This is a genomic window from Chryseobacterium sp. SIMBA_028, assembly GCF_046535285.1.
GTDB lineage: Bacteria > Bacteroidota > Bacteroidia > Flavobacteriales > Weeksellaceae > Chryseobacterium.
On sequence record NZ_JAWRWZ010000002.1, the window covers coordinates 392,348 to 410,515 of the forward strand.

The following is an 18,168-nucleotide window of genomic DNA, read 5'->3' on the forward strand; positions in this document are numbered from 1 at the left end:
TATTTGAAAACCTGTTATTTGCTTTCTTATTCTCCAAACATTTCCTCAATCTGCTGTATCAGTTTTTTTATTGAATAGGGCTTTGTTACATAAGCATCAGCACCCATTTCTAATCCTTTTTCAATGTCTCTTGGGTTGTTTTTGGCACTCAGGAAAATAACCTTTACATCTTTTAGTTTTTCATCCTGTCTGATCATGTCTAGTGTACTGTAGCCGTCTAGGTTGGGCATCATGATATCAAGAAGGATGACATCAGGAACCATTGTTTTTAAAAAATCGAGTACCTCTGTTCCGTCTCTGGCAATATATACATCATACCCGTTCTTTTTAAAGCTGTATTCCAGTGACATTAGTATTTTGTGTTCGTCATCTGCAATGATTATCTTTCTCATAAATGCTTTTTAAAGGTGTTCAACTTCATTTTTAATCTCGTTAATTGTTTTTCCAGGAAAGCTGATGGTGAAAGTTACACCAAGACCACTATTCTCAGCTTTTATGCTTCCATTATGAGCCTGTATTATCTTTTTTGAAATAGCCAGCCCAAGCCCGCTTCCTGTTGGTTTTAAAATATTCTGATTTTTGGACTGATAAAACTTGTCGAAGATCATCTCAAGGTCTTCCTCTGGAATATGCTTTCCTGTATTGAAAATGGTAATCATTAACTGATTATCCTTTTCAAACAATTTGGTTTGTATCGTTCCCTGTTCATCTGTAAATTTTAAGGCATTTCCCCAAATATTCTGAAACAGCTGAATCATTCTTGCTTCATCATATTCAAATATAAACTGATTCAAAAGATTAACCTCACTTAAATGAATGTTTTTCTGCTGGATCAGGTGGAGAAGTGGGCTAAGAGCCTTTTTATAGGTTTCAAGAATATTATTTTGTTGAATATTTAACGAGATTTCGCCATGCTGTAACTTGTCAAGATAAAGAATATCATTGATGATTTCGCTTAATCTGTCTGATTCTGTGATGATGTTATTCAAAAATTCCTGCTTAATTTCAAAAGGAATATCATCATCGTCTGCCAAGATTTCTCCTGCTGAACGAATTGCAGTGATCGGGGTCCTCAATTCATGGGCAACGGAATCCAGAAAGTCGTCTTTCTGACGATCTTTAACAATAAGGTTTTCGTTGGCTGTTCTCAGGTCATCGGACAATTTTTGTAATTCTTCAGACTGTTCCGTAAGTTTTTTATTGATGCTGATATTTTCCTTGGATTCTTCAAGGATGTTTAATACTTCTTTTAAGGATATTTTATCTTCCTTGGTTACCCCCTCAATTAAAATCTTGGCTGATGCTGTACCGATTCTTCCTGCCAAAAGGTTTTCGGAAAACTTGATGAATCTTGAATCGGCTGTTTCAGTTTTAGAATCGATATTATATTTTAAATTGAAAATCCTTAAGGCCTGCTCAGTTTTGTTTTTGCCTAAAAATCTTTCCAAAATGTTTTGAATATCAGAAATATAAGCTGTTCCTCGCCATATGAACGCATTTTCGTGGTTTTGAATGTATTTGTCAATATCTACATACAATTCTGCAAAGTTTCTTTCACGATAATTGCCCTTTGTACTGACTGAAATAATGGTAAATAAACCTGTATTCATCAAGAGTGACCAAAAGAAAATCTGTGGGATTTTTGCCAGATAAGGAATTGTGAAGAAGTCAAAGGAATTGTACATATCTCTTAAAACTCCTTTGAATTCTTGATTATACGAGAAATAATACTGTGGAATAATCAATCCGAAATAACAGATTGCTAATCCGGCCGCAAGCCCAACGACAGCGCCTTTGTAGCTTCCTCTTCTCCAGAATATAGCTCCGAAAAATGCGGGTGCCAACTGGGCAATCACCACAAATGAAATCAGTCCTACAGAATCCAGTGACGTTTTCAAAATAAAGTACTTGTAGAAAACAAATGCCATGATGATCAAAGCAAAAATGCTGAATTTTCTAATATTGGTAATGCTTCTTGTATTTTGTTCTTCACTTTCAGACTTAAATTTTCCCAGCAATCCATAGGGAATAATAAGGTTGTTGGAAAGCATGATGGACAATGTAATGGCAGAAATAATAATCATGGAAATGCATGAGCTTAGTCCTCCGAGAAAAACCAAAACAGTAATCAGTGTATTGTCAAAATGCTGTGGAATCAGGATAGAGTAGAACTCCGGATTTACTTTTTGACCATCAAAAATTAATCTTCCTCCCCATGCAATAGGAAAGATAAACACTGTAAATATCAAAAGATAAAGTGGGAAAAACCAGATTGCGGTTTTGATATGCTTTTCCTGTCTGTTTTCAACAATGGCTGTATGGAACTGTCTTGGCAAAATACAAATGGCTGTAGCGGAAATCATGCATAAAACCATCCAGTTCATGGCTCCCTCAATTCCGTTAAATGTATTTTTTTCTTTAAAATCTTCAAACTGACTCGCTTTCTGATAAATGTCTGAGAAGCCATCAAATACATAATAGATTACAAACAGCCCAAGAATAATGATGAAAAACAGCTTTAAAAAACTTTCAAGGGCAATGGCTGAAATAATTCCTAAACGTTTTTCCGAAGCATCTACATAGCGGGTTCCATAGTAAGATGAGAATAATGCAATAAGAACCACAACAAAAGTAGCGTTATCCGTTAAAATATCCTTTGACATTGGGGTTTCTGTCACCAAATGAAAAGTTTCAGATATCGCCTTAATCTGTAGTCCGATGTAAGGAACAATCGCTAAAAGACAGACTATTGTGATAATCGCACTAAGGCTTCTGCTGTTTCCGTATCGCAGAGAGATAAAATCTGCAAGACTACTGATTTTATTGACCCTGGAAATTCTTACAATCCTTGTGTTGATATAAATCCAGGCCGGGATAATCATAATGGGACCAATGTAGATGGGCAGATAGTTTAATCCACTTGTAGCAGCCACACCAATACTTCCGTAATAAGTCCATGCCGTACAATACACAGCCAAAGACAATGCATAAATGTAAGGATTATTGATCCAGAGCTTACTTCTTTTTTTCTCTGCCAGATGAGCAACTAAGAACAGAAGAGCCAGATAAAACAGAACTACGAAAAATAATGCGAAACTACTCATCATATTTTTTTACGATTACAAAAGAAATGATGATGGAGGTCATCCAGACAGCGAACAGGTAGATCAAGATCATTGGATATCCTAAAACTTCCCGATCACTGTTGAAAAGCAATGATATAGGAATACTGAAAGCAATCATCAGTCCGATGCTCAGGATAACCAGTTTTTGTTCGTGTCTTTTTTTCATACATGATGGTTTATAAAAGATAATTGATGAATAGATATTGGTTTATCATTCATCAATTATTACTTATTTTTATAACTATATTTTGTCGTCAGAATATTCTCCTGTTAAAGCATAATACCCAAAGATGGCCATACCGCCTGAGATAATCGGCATCAGTACAAATAAGATAATGATCCCGAAAACCAGATCTTCCTGCTTTCCTGAGGCGATCTTTGGAATTCCTAATACTGTAATTCCGAAATATCCTACAACCACCGCTATTGCGATCCAGAGAATGCCTAATATTTTTTTTAGTCCGTTCATTTTAGTAGTTTTAAAATTAATAAAAATTTGAGTGATTTAATGATTAATCATGAAGATTATTGTTCTTATTTTTAAGATAAAATAACCCGATGATCAAACATACTGCTGCCACTCCAATCGGATACCAAAGTCCCTCAAGGTACCAGGTTGCATGTCCGGCTTCTTTTCCTGTGGTTACAAGATAAGTAGCTACTGCAGGAAGAAGTCCTCCAAACACTCCGTTTCCAATATGATAAGGTAAAGACATTGAGGTGTATCGGATTCTCACAGGGAACATTTCAACAAGAAATGCTGCGATAGGTCCGTAAACCATGGTTACAAATATGACCTGAATAAATACAAGGAACACCAGGTACCATTTTGTATCATCGCTTAGCTTTAAAGACTGAGATACTTTCGGTTCCTCAGCTTTTCCATCTTTCATTACAGGTCCGCTTGGAGACCAGTGAACAATACTGTCTTTTTTGATTAAAGTTCCATCAGTGTAAAGAGTTTCCTTGTGGAAAGTAACGAGACTGTCTGTTGCAATATCATTATGGATTTTAGCAATCCTTTTTTCTGTAATTCCGTTGGAAGCAATCGTTTTATTTTCAAGATTAACACTTTTAAACATGCTGTCGTAAATTGGCCTATACGCCAGGATGGCAATCAGCATTCCTGTCATCATCACAGCTTTTCTTCCGATCTTATCAGACAGCCAGCCGAAAAATACAAAGAATGGTGTCCCTAAAAACAAGGCAGTGGCCATTAAGTAGTCTACTTGCATAGAATCTACGTTCATTACCTTTTGCAGGAAGCTCATGGCGTAGAACTGTCCTGTGTACCAGATTACGCCTTGTCCCATTGCGGCTCCAAACAAAGCCAGAAGAACAAATTTAAAGTTGTATTTATTACCGAAGCTTTCCTTTAAGGGGTTTTTAGAAGTTTTCCCCTCGCTTTTAGCCTTTGCAAAAAGCGGAGATTCTTTCATGTTTTTTCTGATGATGTAAGAAACACCTACCATCAAAATAGAGATCCAGAAAGGAATCCTCCAGCCCCAATTATCAAATTCTTCCGGAGAAAGCGAGGTTTTTGTAATTAAAATAACAATCAGTGAAATAAAAAGTCCAGCTGTAGCCGTAGTTTGGATCCATGAAGTCCAGTATCCTCTTCGATGAGGTTGTGCATATTCTGCAACATAGGTTGCAGCACCTCCGTATTCACCCCCAAGGGCCAATCCTTGTAATAATCTTAGGATTAAAACCAAAACAGGAGCCATAAATCCAATGGTTTTATAGCTTGGGATACATCCGATAAGGAATGTAGAGAATCCCATGATGAGTAAAGTAACAAGGAATGTATATTTCCTTCCGATGATATCTCCCAGTCTTCCGAAGAATAAAGCGCCAAAAGGCCTTACAACAAATCCAGCTGCAAAAGTGGCAAGTGTAGATAAAAATGCTGCCGTCGGATTATCTGCAGGGAAAAATTTTGTAGCTAAAACGATAGCTAAACTTCCAAAAATGTAGAAGTCATACCATTCTATCAGTGTTCCGAGGGATGAAGCAGTGATTACCCCCCAAATGGTACGGTTTTTCTGCTTGTCAGTCATATTCTCGTAGCTTTCGTGATGATTTTCGCTCATATTGATTAGTTTTGATGTTAGTAGAAAATGATAATTGGGTTCATTCCCGGATTATAGGTAAATCTGGAACTGTAGAATGAATTCTCCTTTTGAGGATGGGCTCTCTGTAGGGCTAGTGTAAACCGGTCTTGTGGAATATTGTGTAGTAATTTTTGCGTGATGCCCATCTATAAACCAGTTGGCTCCTATGTCAAACTGTGAAGAAGATTTATCGAATGCTTCAAAGCTTTTATGAGTGTAGGCCGCAAATGGCTGTATCCTGATCTTTGGCTTTTCTGCCTGACTGGGTAATAGTAAACCAGCCTGTGCATAGATAATATTACCTGTTCCAATGGTTGGTTGTAGATTTCCGGCACCTGCTATGGCTTTATTTCCTATAAAATTAGGATCAGAAGCTGCAATATTCATGGTTCCCAGATTTCTTACATAATTAGGTCCGAAATTGTAGTTATAATACCCGGCGTAGGCTGAAACTGCCATTTTATTTTTCGCTTCTCCCAATGGTATGTCTGCAAAAGCATCTACCGCAAAAAGAGTAATGTCGTGCTTTTCAATATTGGAATTAACTGAAGTTCTTGTTCCGTCTGCCTGATGATAAAACCCTGCACCAACATTGAAGACTTTTTTGGTTCCCAGATAGGATCCTACTTTGAATGGGAGTGTATTAGATTCTTCATCAAGGAATTGGTATTCTACATATCCTGCCTTTGAAAAACTAGGATTTCCGTTATTATCTACGGCTACAGCTCTTGATGGGTCAGTTACATTTGCCGGAGTAAGGTCAGTTGCAAAAGGTTTGTTTAAGCTGAAACGATATTCAAGTTTTCCGTATTTACCCTTTGCAAACATTCCGAGCTGTCTTGCAAACTGATCAGAATTATCAATTAATGGCCATGAAAAAACAGGAGAATCAACCGTGAGGAAATTAAGTGTGGAAGCCATGGTCATACGGGAAAGTCCCATGTAATAATGAAGCCCGGCTCCTAAAGATAAACTGAATTTTCCCGCTTCTCCAGGTAAAATAACTGCATACTCATTCCAGGCATCATGAAAAAACAGTTGGGTTTTCTTTCCGTTTCCATAGCCTCCTGTTCCTGAAGTTCCCGTAGCACCACCATTGATGAAAGTCTGATTGTTGATTCCAAAATGAAGAAGAATCATGTATCTTTTGGAGATCTGTGCATACGTTAAAGCCCGTAATCTTCTGTTTCCTATACTCCAGGAATTGTCTGTAGGCTCACTTCCAACCATGCTTCCGGGGTTCATGGAGGTATTTCTTAACCATAGTTGATCCCATAAAATAAATCTGATGAATTTGTCTCCCTCAGGATTGAGGTTTACTTTCAGTCCGCTGCCGTAATCAGGAGAGCCTTGTGAATACATTGATCCACTGATTAAGGCTAATCCAATAAATGTAAGTAATTTCTTCATAAATTATCAATTTTTGGCGTTGTTTTTTGTGAAAGCCAAATTGGAATTAATAATTTATTTATGAAAATTTAATATATATTAGTGCTAATAGTATAGTTATATTGATATTGTTCTTGATTACCAGTTGATTATTGTAATGATTTGAATTCTAAATCTGTTTTATATCTATTTTTTAAATCTTTCCCACTTGATCAGCATGTACTTATCAGCGAATTGAGTAATGATGATCCCTGAATTTTTGATGTTTTCTTCCTGAGCGATATATTCAATTAACTCATTTTGCTTTAATATCTTATAAACAGGATGAAACTCGGAATGAGGTGGTCTTGTGATGTTGTATTTTTTGATCCATGAACTTATAGTAACGTGTGAAACACCAATGATTCTTTCAATTTCACGATAACTCAGGCCTTCCAGATAGAGTTGAAGTGCCTTGGTTACATAATAATCATCAATTTGTTTCCCTAGTTTTTTAACGGTAAAATAATAGTTGCAGTTCTTGCAGTGGAAGCGTTGTTTTTCATTGATAATGCCGCTTTTAACTACTTTGTCGCTCTGGCATTTAGGACATGTATTTTCCATAACTATATTATTTTAGCAAATATATAATAAATTAGCAAATGTATATTTTCTAATAAAGATAATTTTACCTGTATAAATTTAAAAAACAAAAAAAATATCTTTTTTATTTGGTTTTTAAAGTAATTATATTTTAAATTTGCCAAAAAAATTAGATAAATAAATGGAAATAGAAGTTTCCTCATGCGAACATCTAATGTATGTGAGTGAAATACAGCAGGAAATGTATGATTCTGCACAGCGTAGAGGAACGGGAATCGCAAAACGTTCTATCGAATATTTGAGTAAAAAGATTTCAGAGGGCAATGCTGTGGTAGCCACTGAAAACGGGGAGTGGGTAGGTTTCTGCTATATAGAGACGTGGTCACACGGGAAGTTTGTTGCCAATTCGGGATTGATTGTTTCTCCCAAATTCAGGAACGGAGGTATTGCTACTCAAATTAAGCATAAGGTTTTCCAGTTATCTAGAGAAAAATATCCGGAAGCAAAAGTATTCGGATTAACAACAGGGCTTGCGGTAATGAAAATCAATAGTGATTTGGGATATAAGCCGGTTATTTATTCAGAACTTACTCAGGACGAGGAATTCTGGAGTGGCTGCAAGAACTGTGTGAACTATGAAATATTAATGAATAAGGAACGTAAAAACTGTCTTTGTACAGCTATGTTATTTGTTCCGGACAATATAAAAGAAAATGAGGCTGTCAACAATCAGCCTGAAAATAAATATTATGAAGAAAAAAGTCATCTTAGCGTTTAGTGGAGGTTTGGATACTTCCTATTGTGCTAAATATCTTAGTGAAACACTAGGGTATGATGTGTATGCCGTTACTGTAAATACCGGAGGTTTTTCTAAGGAAGAGGAAAAAGAGTTGGAGAGAAAAGCTTTACATCTTGGGGTAAAAGAGTATAGGTGTGTAGACGCTCAGGAAGACTACTACAATTCTTGTGTGAAGTATTTAATTTTCGGGAATGTGTTGAAAAATAATACTTATCCTCTTTCTGTAAGTGCTGAACGTACGATTCAGGCGCAGGAAATTGCAAAATATGCCATTGAAGTAAAGGCTGATGCCATTGCGCACGGAAGTACAGGTGCAGGAAACGATCAGGTCCGTTTTGACTTAATTTTCCAGGTGATGTGTCCTAATATTGAGATCATTACGCCCATTCGTGATATGGCATTATCTCGAGAGGAAGAAATTGAGTTCCTGAAAGATCATGGGTACGAAATGGAATTCCATAAAGCACAATATTCAGTGAATAAAGGACTTTGGGGAACTTCAGTAGGAGGAAAAGAAACCTTAACTTCAAGAAATTACCTGCCAGAAGAAGCCTTTCCGTCACAAATTAAAGAGACGCAGCCTTCGGAACTGGAGATTGAATTTAAAAATGGAGAAGTGGTTGCTGTAAACGGAGAAAGTTTTGAACATTCCGTATATGCTATTCAAAAAATAGAAGAATTGGCTTCTGCTTATGGTATTGGTCGTGATATTCATGTAGGAGATACCATTGTAGGTATTAAAGGAAGAGTAGGATTTGAAGCGGCAGCGGCCTCAGTGATTATCAAAGCACACCATTTATTGGAAAAACATACGCTTTCAAAATATCAGCAAATGATGAAGTCTCAACTATCAGACTGGTATGGAAACTGGCTTCACGAAGCACTTTTCCTGGATCCTGTGATGAGAAATATCGAATCTTTCTTAGGAGATTCCCAGAAAACGGTAAGTGGAAAAGTATTCGTAACCCTTCACCCGTACCGATTTATCTTAAACGGAATTGAATCTGATCACGACCTGATGTCTGATAAATTCGGAAGTTACGGCGAGGCGAACAGAGCATGGACAGGAGATGATGTGAAAGGATATACAAAAATTGTAAGCAATTCCTTAAATATATATCATCAGATTAACCAAAATATCAACTAGTTCCTAAGGAACAATCTAATAAAAGATAGGATATGATCCTATTGCTTAAAATATGAAGAAAACAGTAGGAATTGTAGGAGCCAATGGCTATACAGGAAGTGAGTTGATACGCTTACTGGCTTTTCATCCCCATGTGACATTGAGTTTTTTATATAGTCGTTCAAATTCGGGAACAAAAATATCGGACTTGTACCCGGATTTAACGACGGTTTGTGAAAAAGTATTAACGGATAAACCTGAAGAGGTAGATATTCTATTTCTATGTCTTCCTCATAAGGAAAGTCAGAATTGGTTAACCCAAAATCCTGTTAAAGATGAAACGGTGGTAATTGATTTAGGAAATGATTTCCGTTTGGATGGAAATTTTGAAAACAGAGATTTTATCTACGGACTGCCGGAAATTAATAAAAAACAACTGAAAGGTTCAAAGAGTATTGCAAACCCGGGATGTTTCGCAACAGCTATTCAGTTAGCATTGCTTCCATTGGCGGAAAAAGGGTTGTTGGGTGAGGTTTTCACCACAGGGATCACGGGTTCTACAGGAGCCGGACAATCTCTGCAGCCAACCACTCATTTTACCTGGAGAAATGATAATATCTCGGCTTATAAAACTTTAACACATCAGCATGTGGATGAGATCTTGCAGCAGTTGATTTCATTTAATAATAAAGAAGTAAACCTGAATTTTGTTCCATGGAGAGGAGATTTTGCAAGAGGGATTTTTACAAGCTCTACCGTGAAAATAGATTTGGAACTAAAAGAAATAGAGCAATTATATCAGGATTTTTATGCAGAGGAGCCTTTTGTTACGCTAAGTGAAAGGGCAATGGACCTAAAGCAGGTTGTCAATACCAATCGCTGTGTGATTCAAATTGAAAAGAGTGGAAATGTTGTAGTTATTCACTCGGCGATTGACAATTTGTTAAAAGGAGCTTCAGGACAGGCAGTACAGAATATGAATATTGCGATGAACTGGGAAGAAAACTCAGGATTAAACTTAAAACCTATTGCATTTTAAAAGAAAACTTAAAAGTCAATTGTCAATAAGCTAATCGTGAATTTTTAAAGCTTAATCACAACCGACCTAGGAAAATGGAGCGTTAAGAAAAATAATTTTGTGAACGTTAAGAAAATTCTACTGTTCGAAGTGCGATACAAATGCCGATTTCGCACAAGTTTTAGAATTTTTAGAGAACAAAAATATTTTTTAGCGAAAGTTTCCACGTCTTAAACTTTTGTTTCTTTTGTTTCAAGACAAAAGAAAAATATAAAAAAATAAGAAATGAATTTATTCAACGTATATCCATTATTTAATATCAATCCGGTTAAAGCTCAAGGATCTTTTCTTTGGGATGATAAAGGAGAACAATATCTTGATTTTTATGGTGGTCATGCTGTGATTTCCATTGGGCACAATCATCCGCATTATCAGAATAAACTTAAAGAGCAATTAGAAAAAATTTCTTTCTATTCCAACTCTGTTCAGAATGAATTGCAGACTGAGCTGGCTGAGAAATTGGGAAAACTATCAGGATATGAAGAGTATAGTCTTTTCCTTTGTAACTCCGGAGCTGAGGCCAATGAAAATGCCTTAAAGCTGGCTTCTTTTCATAACGGAAAAAGTAAAGTTCTTTACTTTTCAGGCTCATTCCACGGAAGAACTTCTGCTGCAGTTTCTGTAACGGATAATCCGAAAATTGTTGCTCCGGTGAATTTTTCAGAAAGATTTATCAAATCCGAATGGAATAATATTGAACAGCTTGAAGAAACTTTTGCAGCACATGGAAATGAAATTTCGTCCATCATCATTGAGGGAATTCAGGGAGTGGGAGGAATCATGATTCCTACGGTAGCATTTTTATCTAAGATTAAAGAACTGTGTGAAAAATATGATGTTGTTTTGATCTTAGACGAAGTACAGTCCGGATACGGAAGAAGCGGATATTTCTTTGCTCATCAGGAATTCGGAATAGAAGCAGATATTATTACCACAGCAAAAGGAATGGGGAATGGTTTTCCGGTTGGCGGAGTGCTAATCAGTCCAAAATTTCAGGCAAGCAATGGCTTGTTAGGAACTACTTTTGGAGGAAATCATCTGGCATGTGCGGCTTCAATTGCTGTGCTGGATGTGATGAAAGATGAAAATCTCATCGAAAATGCTCAGAAAATGGGCGAATATATTGAAAATGAAATTAAAGATTTACCACATATTAAATCAATTCGAAGGAAAGGATTGATGATCGGGATAGAACTTGACAGGGACTGTTCGGAAGTAAGGAGCAGCTTGCTTTACGATCATCATATTTTCACAGGAAACTCTAATGATAAAAGTGTTTTAAGGATTCTTCCGGCACTTAATATCCAAAAAGAGGAAACAGATCTTTTCATCAATGCCCTGAAAGTGGTGTTGGAAAAAATTTAAACCACAAAATCCCAAAATATTTTACACTTAAGTGTTCTAAAGTGTTTAAATAAAAACTTTTACGGTTAGATCAACAGTTAATGTGTAAACAAAATCTTTAAAATCAATTTAAAATGAAAAATTTTACCGCTGTAAGTGATGTTGAAAACTTACAGGAAATCATAAAAAAAGCTTTACAAATAAAAGAGAATCCTCTTTCCGAAACAGAAAAAGGAAAAGGAAAAACAATAGGTCTGGTATTCTTAAACTCAAGTCTAAGAACCCGTTTAAGCAGCCAGATTGCAGCACAAAACTTAGGACTGAATGTATTGACGTTAAATGCAGCGCAGGAAGCCTGGAATCTTGAATTTGCTGATGGAGCCGTGATGAACGGAGATACAGTAGAACACATCAAAGATGCTATTGAGGTATTGAACCAATACTGTGATATCATTGCAGTTCGTTGTTTTGCAGGAATGAAGAGCAAAGAAGATGATGTAAATGAAAGCATCCTAAGTCAATTTGAAAAACACGCAAAAGTTCCTGTCGTTTCCCTGGAGTCAGCAACCCGTCACCCGTTGCAAAGTTTGGCAGATTGTATCACCATTACAGAAAACTGGAAGAAAGATCATAAGCCCAAAGTGGTTTTAACCTGGGCACCACATATTAAACCCATTGCTCATGCTGTAGGAAATTCATTTGCAGAATGGATGCAGGAAATGGACGTTGAATTGGTGATCACTAATCCTGAGGGATATGATCTGGATAAAAACTTTACAAAAGATGTACAAGTAATTTACGATCAGGATGAGGCATTAAAAGATGCAGACTTTATCTATGTGAAAAATTGGTCTTCATTTGATGATTATGCCGCAATGCCGGAAGTAAAAGGAGACTGGATGCTGACGAATGAAAAACTGGCTAATACCAATCAGGCAAAGGTGATGCACTGCCTTCCTGTTCGTCGTAATGTTGAATTAAGCGATGAGGTTATGGACGGGGAGAATTCAATCATCTATCAGCAGGCAAAGAATCGTATTTTCTCAGCACAGGCAGTGTTCAGCGAAATATTAGAGAATATAAAATAGTAATTGAATCAGGTGGTAACCATTTAATCCATTGTATAAAAAGCGTTTTTGAATCGTAAAATAAGACGCAAGTAATCAAATCCTTTAATCTTATGAAAAATAAAATGTACATCATAAAAATAGGCGGAGCGCTCATTGATGATGAACGATTACTGGATCAGTTTTTAGATCAGTTTTCCCAAATAAAAGAAAAGAAAATCCTTGTTCATGGCGGAGGAAAATTAGCTACGGAATTGGCAGCTAGGCTTGGCGTGGAGCAAAAGATGATTAACGGAAGGAGGATTACAGATAAAGATACACTGGATATTGTAACAATGGTGTATGCAGGAGGAATCAACAAAAATGTGGTTGAAAAATTACAGCAAAAAAAATGCAATGCCATAGGGTTTTCCGGTGCAGACGGAAACTTAATCAAGGCTAAGAAAAGAGAGCATCCGGAAATAGATTTTGGATTTGTAGGAGATATTGATAAAAAAAGCGTGAATAAGAAACTGCTTTCAAAATTAATTAAACTTAACCTTGTTCCTGTATTTTCTGCGATTACCCACGATAAAAAGGGAAATCTTTTCAATACCAATGCAGATACCATTGCATCAGTGATGGCACAGGCCTTATCATCCAAGTATGAAGTAGAGCTCTTGTATTGTTTTGATAAGCTGGGAGTATTGGAAAATGTTGACGATCCCAAATCCCTTATTAAAAGTATTTCCGAGGAGGATTTTACTGCTTTAAAAAAAGAAGGAAAGCTGCACAAGGGGATTTTGCCCAAACTTGAAAATGCTCTTGGAGCGATAAAGAATAATGTAAATAAAGTGTTTCTCATTAAAGAAACCGAATTGAAAAACCATATAGAGAGTCATCATGCAGGAACTGAAATCTGTTTATAATAAAGAAGAATTGTTGAATAATGCAGTTGGATTGCTTAAGAATTTGATTGAAATTCCTTCCTTCAGTAAAGATGAATTCAATACATCTGTAGAGATTGAAAATTTTTTCAAAAAGCATCAGATCCCGACAAAGCGTTTCAAGAATAATATTTGGGCGGTCAATAAGAACTTTGATGTCTTTAAACCCTCTGTTTTGCTGAATACGCACCATGATACTGTAAAACCTAATAAGGCTTATACCCTGGATCCGTTTGTTCCCATAGAAAAAGACGGAAAGCTGTACGGGCTGGGAAGTAATGATGCCGGAGCCTCTTTGGTTTCTATGGCGCAGGTTTTTCTGCACTTTTATGATAAAGAAGATTTAAAATATAATTTAGTGATTGCTTTGACGGCAGAGGAGGAGATTTCAGGTTTTGACGGAATTGAGGCCTTGTTTCCACAACTACCCAATATAGAATTCGCCATTGTAGGAGAACCCACGCAGATGAATCTGGCGATTGCAGAAAAAGGGTTGCTTGTGATAGACGGGGAAATGAAAGGAACTCCTTCTCATGCTGCTCATCCCAATGAGGATAATTCGATTGTAAAATGTATGCAGGATCTTCAGAGTATCTTAGACTTTAAATTTCCAAAGGTTTCAGAATATCTGGGTGAAGTTAAAATTACCCTGTCAGGAATTCATGCCGGAGTACAGCATAACGTAGTGCCTGAGGCGTGTAATTTCACACTGGATGTAAGGGTAACAGATGCATATTCCAATAAAGAAGCCTTTGAAATTATTCAGTCGCAAATGAAGTCAGCACTTACGGCAAGGTCTTTCAGGCTGAATTCTTCAAAAATAGAAATGGATCATCCTTTTGTAAAAGCAGGTCTTGAATTGGGAAGGACCACCTATGGCTCTCCAACCTCTTCAGATCAGGCCATTATTCCATGCACATCAGTGAAAATGGGGCCTGGAGACAGTAGGCGCTCCCATACTGCGGATGAATTCATCTATATTAATGAAATAGAAGAAGGGATTGATATCTACATCCAAATTTTGGAAAAAGTGTTATAAAAGAGGACTTAGAAACTTTTAATAGCTAACCTCTGAAATATATTTTTGACTACGCTCAGCAGGCGCTAAAGTTTACGTTTTTAATAAGGATTTATGCAAAAAAGAATAATTAGAAACAACGACTTTACATTAGGGACATGTTTTTTTATAGTTAATAGTAATAAGGATCGCCTTGCTGGGCATGTCAAAATCAATCAAATATTTTAAATCAGATCATTGTGAAACTACCATAAGGTGGTGTATGATCTCATAAAAATCGATAATTATATGAAAAAGATATGGCAAAAGGATGACCTGGCCACCAATATATTAGTCAACAACTTTACAGTAGGAAAGGATCTTGACTTTGATGAACGTTTGGCAAAATATGATGTCAAAGGTTCCATGGCACACTGTAAAATGCTTGCAGAAACCGGAATTATTTCCAACGAAGAATCAGAACAGATGCTATCTGTACTAAACGATATTTTAAATAAAATTGAAGATGGGAGTTTTGAAATTGATAAAGAAGCTGAGGATATCCATTCTCAGGTAGAAGCAATCCTAATTGCAGAATTAGGAGATACAGGAAAGAAAATCCATACTGCAAGATCAAGAAATGATCAGGTTTTGTTGGATATTAAACTGTACCTATTAGATGAAATTCGTGAAATAACCGCACTTACCGACGAGTTTTTCCAAATTTTAATTCAATTGGCAGACCAGCATAAAAATGTTCTGCTTCCGGGATATACCCATTTGCAGATTGCCATGCCTTCATCCTTTGGATTGTGGTTTGGAGCGTATGCAGAAGCCCTTTTGGATGATGTGGAAATGCTGTTTTCAATAAAGAATATCATTAATAAAAACCCATTGGGATCCGCGGCAGGATATGGTTCATCTTTCCCTATCAATCGTGAAAGTACTACCTATAACCTGGGATTTCAGTCGATGAATTATAATTCGGTATATGCTCAGATGACCCGTGGAAAGTCAGAAAAACTACTGGCAATGTCAATGGCTACCTTAGCAGGAACACTCGGTAAATTTGCCTATGATGTATGTTTATATTTGAATCAAAACTTTGATTTTATAAGCTTTCCAAAGGAATTTACAACAGGAAGCAGTATAATGCCGCACAAAAAGAACCCGGATATTTTTGAGTTGGTTCGTGCGCGGTGCAACAGAATCCAGTCCTTACCGAATGAGTTAATTCTATTGACCAACAATCTTCCGTCAGGATATCACAGAGATGTACAATTGACCAAGGAAATTCTTTTCCCTGCAATAGATTCCCTGAAAGAATGTCTTGAGATTTTAAGCTATACGTTGCCGAATATTCAGGTAAAGGATGGTATTCTGGAGGATGAAAAGTATAAATATCTTTTCAGCGTAGAGAAGATTAATGAAGAAGTGAAAAATGGAAGTTCTTTCCGTGATGCTTATGTAAAGATAGGACAGGAGATTGAGAACAATGCGTTTGATTTTGAGTTAGGAAACTTAGATCATACCCACCAGGGAAGCATAGGGAATCTTTGTCTGGATAAAATAGAATATCAGTTCAATAAGTTGAAAAATAAATTATTGGGCTAAAATATAAACCATTAAGATAATAAAAAGTCTGAGTAGATATAGAATCTAAAATTACTTTTAGATCACGCCTTATTTTTTTATCGTTTGTAAATCCTTAATCTTATTTACTTGGACTGTCTTAATGGTTTTTTATTCCGCTCTTTGAATTTGATGATTGATTTTGAAACTATGGAGTATAGTTGAAAATTGAGATTAAATAGATAATCAAAATTTTATCCAAGATAAAATCTTTGCGTCTTATCACATAAAGCTTGGGAATTTCCTTTGTGCCTTTGCATATTTTAATAAATAGGAGATGGATAAGCACAAAGGTGTAAGAAAATCAAAAATTTTCAACAAAAATCTAAACCGGTTTTGGGGTATAGTGAAAAGAATTATTCCAGATCAATCTTGAACTTGGTCGATTTTTTTACCTCATGTAAAACTATGGAACTGTGGTATTGCCCAATGTTAGGAAGATTGGAAATCACATTAACGGCGAATTCGTTATAAGAGTTGATATCTTTGGCAATAATCTTTAACATATAATCGTACTCTCCGGAAAGGCTGATGATTTCCTGTACTTCATCATGATTTCCAATATGTTTTTCAAAGGTTTCCAATACTTTCTTGGATTGTTCCTTGAGACGAACATTACAGTAGACTACAATATTTAAACCCAATTTTTCACGGTTTAAGAGGCCAACATACTTTTCAATGATCCCATGCTTCTCCAATTGTTTGATTCTTTCATACGTTGGAGTAAAGGTAAGACCTATCTTTTCTGAAATTTCCTTAACAGATAAAGTGGAGTCTTCCTGTATAATGCTGAGAATCATTTTGTCTTTTAAATCCATAAAACTAATTTGAGTTTTAACAAAAATATCATTTTTAAATGAGAATAAGAAAATACCAAAGGTTTTAATTTATTTGAAACTTTGTTTTTGTAGATTCATAAAATTTCTGTATCTTTGCACCTAATGAATAAAAAAGCATTTATATCATTAGATTTACCGGGCGAAAGCGCCCTTTACGATATTTATTGTTATTAGCGAAGATTGTTGTCTTCGCTTTTTTTATGCCCAAAAATTAGAATTATGTTTACGATTACAGAACTAAGTACCGAGAGAATCAACAGTATACTGACAGAAGCATTAGCTTTTGCAAACGGAAAAACTGCTAAAATTGAAGGAGAAGTTTTTTGCTCAAACCTTTTCTTTGAAGACAGCACAAGAACAAAGACAAGCTTTGATATTGCAGAAAGAAAATTGGGACTTCAGATTGTTCCATTTGATGCTTCACACAGTTCTGTAAATAAAGGAGAGAGTCTGTATGATACGGTGAAGACCATTGAAAGTTTGGGAGTAAATCTGGTTGTGATCCGAGATAAAAAGGACAGATACTTCGAGGAATTAAAGAATATTAAGATTCCTGTGATCAATGGAGGAGACGGAACAGGAAATCACCCATCACAATGTATGTTGGATCTGATGACAATCTATCAGGAGTTTGGAAAGTTTGAGGGATTAAAAGTAGGAATTGTAGGTGATGTAAAACACAGCCGTGTAGCGAATTCAAATGCTGAGGCTTTAAGAAGATTGGGTGCTAAGGTATACTTCTCAGGACCCGAACATTGGTTCGATGAGGGAGCCTTAATCAACGGAACTTATCTTGCACTTGATGAGCTTATTGCTGAAGTAGATGTTCTGATGCTATTAAGAATCCAACATGAGAGACATGATGCGGCAATGAGTTTTACTGCATCTGAATATCATAAAAGATATGGCCTGACTAAAGAAAGAGAGCAGGCTATGAAGAAAGAAGCCATTATCATGCATCCGGCACCTATCAACAGAGGGGTAGAAATAGATTCTGATCTGGTAGAATGTGAACGTTCAAGAGTTTTCAAGCAAATGGAAAACGGGGTCTTTGCAAGAATGGCAATCTTGAAAGAAGCGTTAGAAGAAAAAGGGTTTACGTTTAAGTAAATTGTAGAAAGTATAATGTATATGATAGGGTATACCCGAC

Annotated in this window: 17 protein-coding genes; 9 read left to right on the forward strand and 8 right to left on the reverse strand. The window is 36.2% G+C overall.

The features are described 5' to 3' along the window. Nucleotides 1–26 precede the first annotated feature (26 nt). From SCA31_RS03945 to SCA31_RS03975, 7 genes are all read right to left on the reverse strand, one after another. Nucleotides 27–392, reverse strand: coding sequence for a response regulator transcription factor (locus tag SCA31_RS03945; RefSeq protein WP_410695541.1), 366 nt, complete (start codon nucleotides 390–392; stop codon nucleotides 27–29). A 9-nt stretch (nucleotides 393–401) separates the two neighbouring features. Continuing rightward, on the reverse strand, nucleotides 402–3,104 hold the full coding sequence (locus tag SCA31_RS03950) for an ATP-binding protein (protein WP_410695609.1): 2,703 nt from the start codon (nucleotides 3,102–3,104) through the stop codon (nucleotides 402–404). After that, on the reverse strand, nucleotides 3,097–3,291 hold the full coding sequence (locus SCA31_RS03955; protein ID WP_076354255.1) for a hypothetical protein: 195 nt from the start codon (nucleotides 3,289–3,291) through the stop codon (nucleotides 3,097–3,099). The genes SCA31_RS03950 and SCA31_RS03955 overlap by 8 nt, the downstream gene beginning before the upstream one ends. 75 nt (nucleotides 3,292–3,366) lie before the next feature. Continuing rightward, a complete protein-coding gene (locus SCA31_RS03960) occupies nucleotides 3,367–3,594 on the reverse strand; it encodes a DUF6814 family protein (RefSeq protein WP_410695542.1) in 228 nt (75 codons plus the stop codon). 43 nt (nucleotides 3,595–3,637) lie between these two features. Beyond that, nucleotides 3,638–5,218 carry an MFS transporter gene (locus tag SCA31_RS03965; protein ID WP_410695543.1) on the reverse strand — a complete coding sequence of 527 codons (1,581 nt, stop codon included), beginning with the start codon at nucleotides 5,216–5,218 and terminating at the stop codon, nucleotides 3,638–3,640. A gap of 51 nt (nucleotides 5,219–5,269) precedes the next feature. Beyond that, complete coding sequence (locus SCA31_RS03970; protein WP_410695544.1) at nucleotides 5,270–6,649, reverse strand: porin; 1,380 nt, start codon at nucleotides 6,647–6,649, stop codon at nucleotides 5,270–5,272. A 165-nt stretch (nucleotides 6,650–6,814) separates the two neighbouring features. Next, complete coding sequence (locus SCA31_RS03975; RefSeq protein WP_076354259.1) at nucleotides 6,815–7,231, reverse strand: helix-turn-helix domain-containing protein; 417 nt, start codon at nucleotides 7,229–7,231, stop codon at nucleotides 6,815–6,817. A gap of 160 nt (nucleotides 7,232–7,391) precedes the next feature. On the opposite strand from SCA31_RS03975, the gene SCA31_RS03980 reads away from it, so the two are divergent. The 8 genes from SCA31_RS03980 to argH all read left to right on the forward strand — a co-directional run bounded on the left by SCA31_RS03980 (nucleotide 7,392) and on the right by argH (nucleotide 16,161). Further along, complete coding sequence (locus SCA31_RS03980; protein WP_410695545.1) at nucleotides 7,392–7,988, forward strand: GNAT family N-acetyltransferase; 597 nt, start codon at nucleotides 7,392–7,394, stop codon at nucleotides 7,986–7,988. Beyond that, on the forward strand, nucleotides 7,960–9,156 hold the full coding sequence (locus SCA31_RS03985; RefSeq protein WP_410695546.1) for an argininosuccinate synthase: 1,197 nt from the start codon (nucleotides 7,960–7,962) through the stop codon (nucleotides 9,154–9,156). The genes SCA31_RS03980 and SCA31_RS03985 overlap by 29 nt, the downstream gene beginning before the upstream one ends. A 52-nt stretch (nucleotides 9,157–9,208) precedes the next feature. After that, nucleotides 9,209–10,174 carry an N-acetyl-gamma-glutamyl-phosphate reductase gene (argC, locus tag SCA31_RS03990; protein ID WP_410695547.1) on the forward strand — a complete coding sequence of 322 codons (966 nt, stop codon included), beginning with the start codon at nucleotides 9,209–9,211 and terminating at the stop codon, nucleotides 10,172–10,174. Nucleotides 10,175–10,438: 264 nt separating this feature from the next. Continuing rightward, entirely contained in the window at nucleotides 10,439–11,578 is a 1,140-nt protein-coding gene (locus SCA31_RS03995; RefSeq protein ID WP_410695548.1) for an aspartate aminotransferase family protein, read from the forward strand. Nucleotides 11,579–11,691: 113 nt separating this feature from the next. Next, nucleotides 11,692–12,645, forward strand: a complete 954-nt coding sequence (locus SCA31_RS04000; RefSeq protein ID WP_410695549.1) for an N-acetylornithine carbamoyltransferase — start codon at nucleotides 11,692–11,694, stop codon at nucleotides 12,643–12,645. A gap of 92 nt (nucleotides 12,646–12,737) precedes the next feature. Beyond that, entirely contained in the window at nucleotides 12,738–13,532 is a 795-nt protein-coding gene (gene argB / locus SCA31_RS04005; RefSeq protein ID WP_410695550.1) for an acetylglutamate kinase, read from the forward strand. After that, entirely contained in the window at nucleotides 13,507–14,589 is a 1,083-nt protein-coding gene (locus tag SCA31_RS04010; protein ID WP_410695551.1) for a M20 family metallo-hydrolase, read from the forward strand. The genes argB and SCA31_RS04010 overlap by 26 nt, the downstream gene beginning before the upstream one ends. 267 nt (nucleotides 14,590–14,856) lie before the next feature. After that, nucleotides 14,857–16,161, forward strand: a complete 1,305-nt coding sequence (gene argH, locus SCA31_RS04015; protein ID WP_410695552.1) for an argininosuccinate lyase — start codon at nucleotides 14,857–14,859, stop codon at nucleotides 16,159–16,161. Between the two features lie 374 nt (nucleotides 16,162–16,535). Here argH and SCA31_RS04020 read toward each other — a convergent pair whose 3' ends face one another. After that, nucleotides 16,536–16,997, reverse strand: coding sequence for an Lrp/AsnC family transcriptional regulator (locus SCA31_RS04020; RefSeq protein ID WP_106916142.1), 462 nt, complete (start codon nucleotides 16,995–16,997; stop codon nucleotides 16,536–16,538). Nucleotides 16,998–17,237: 240 nt separating this feature from the next. Between SCA31_RS04020 and SCA31_RS04025 the strand changes: the two genes are divergently transcribed. Further along, nucleotides 17,238–18,128: an aspartate carbamoyltransferase catalytic subunit gene (locus SCA31_RS04025; protein ID WP_410695553.1), complete on the forward strand. Its 891-nt coding sequence runs from the start codon at nucleotides 17,238–17,240 to the stop codon at nucleotides 18,126–18,128. Nucleotides 18,129–18,168 lie beyond the last annotated feature (40 nt).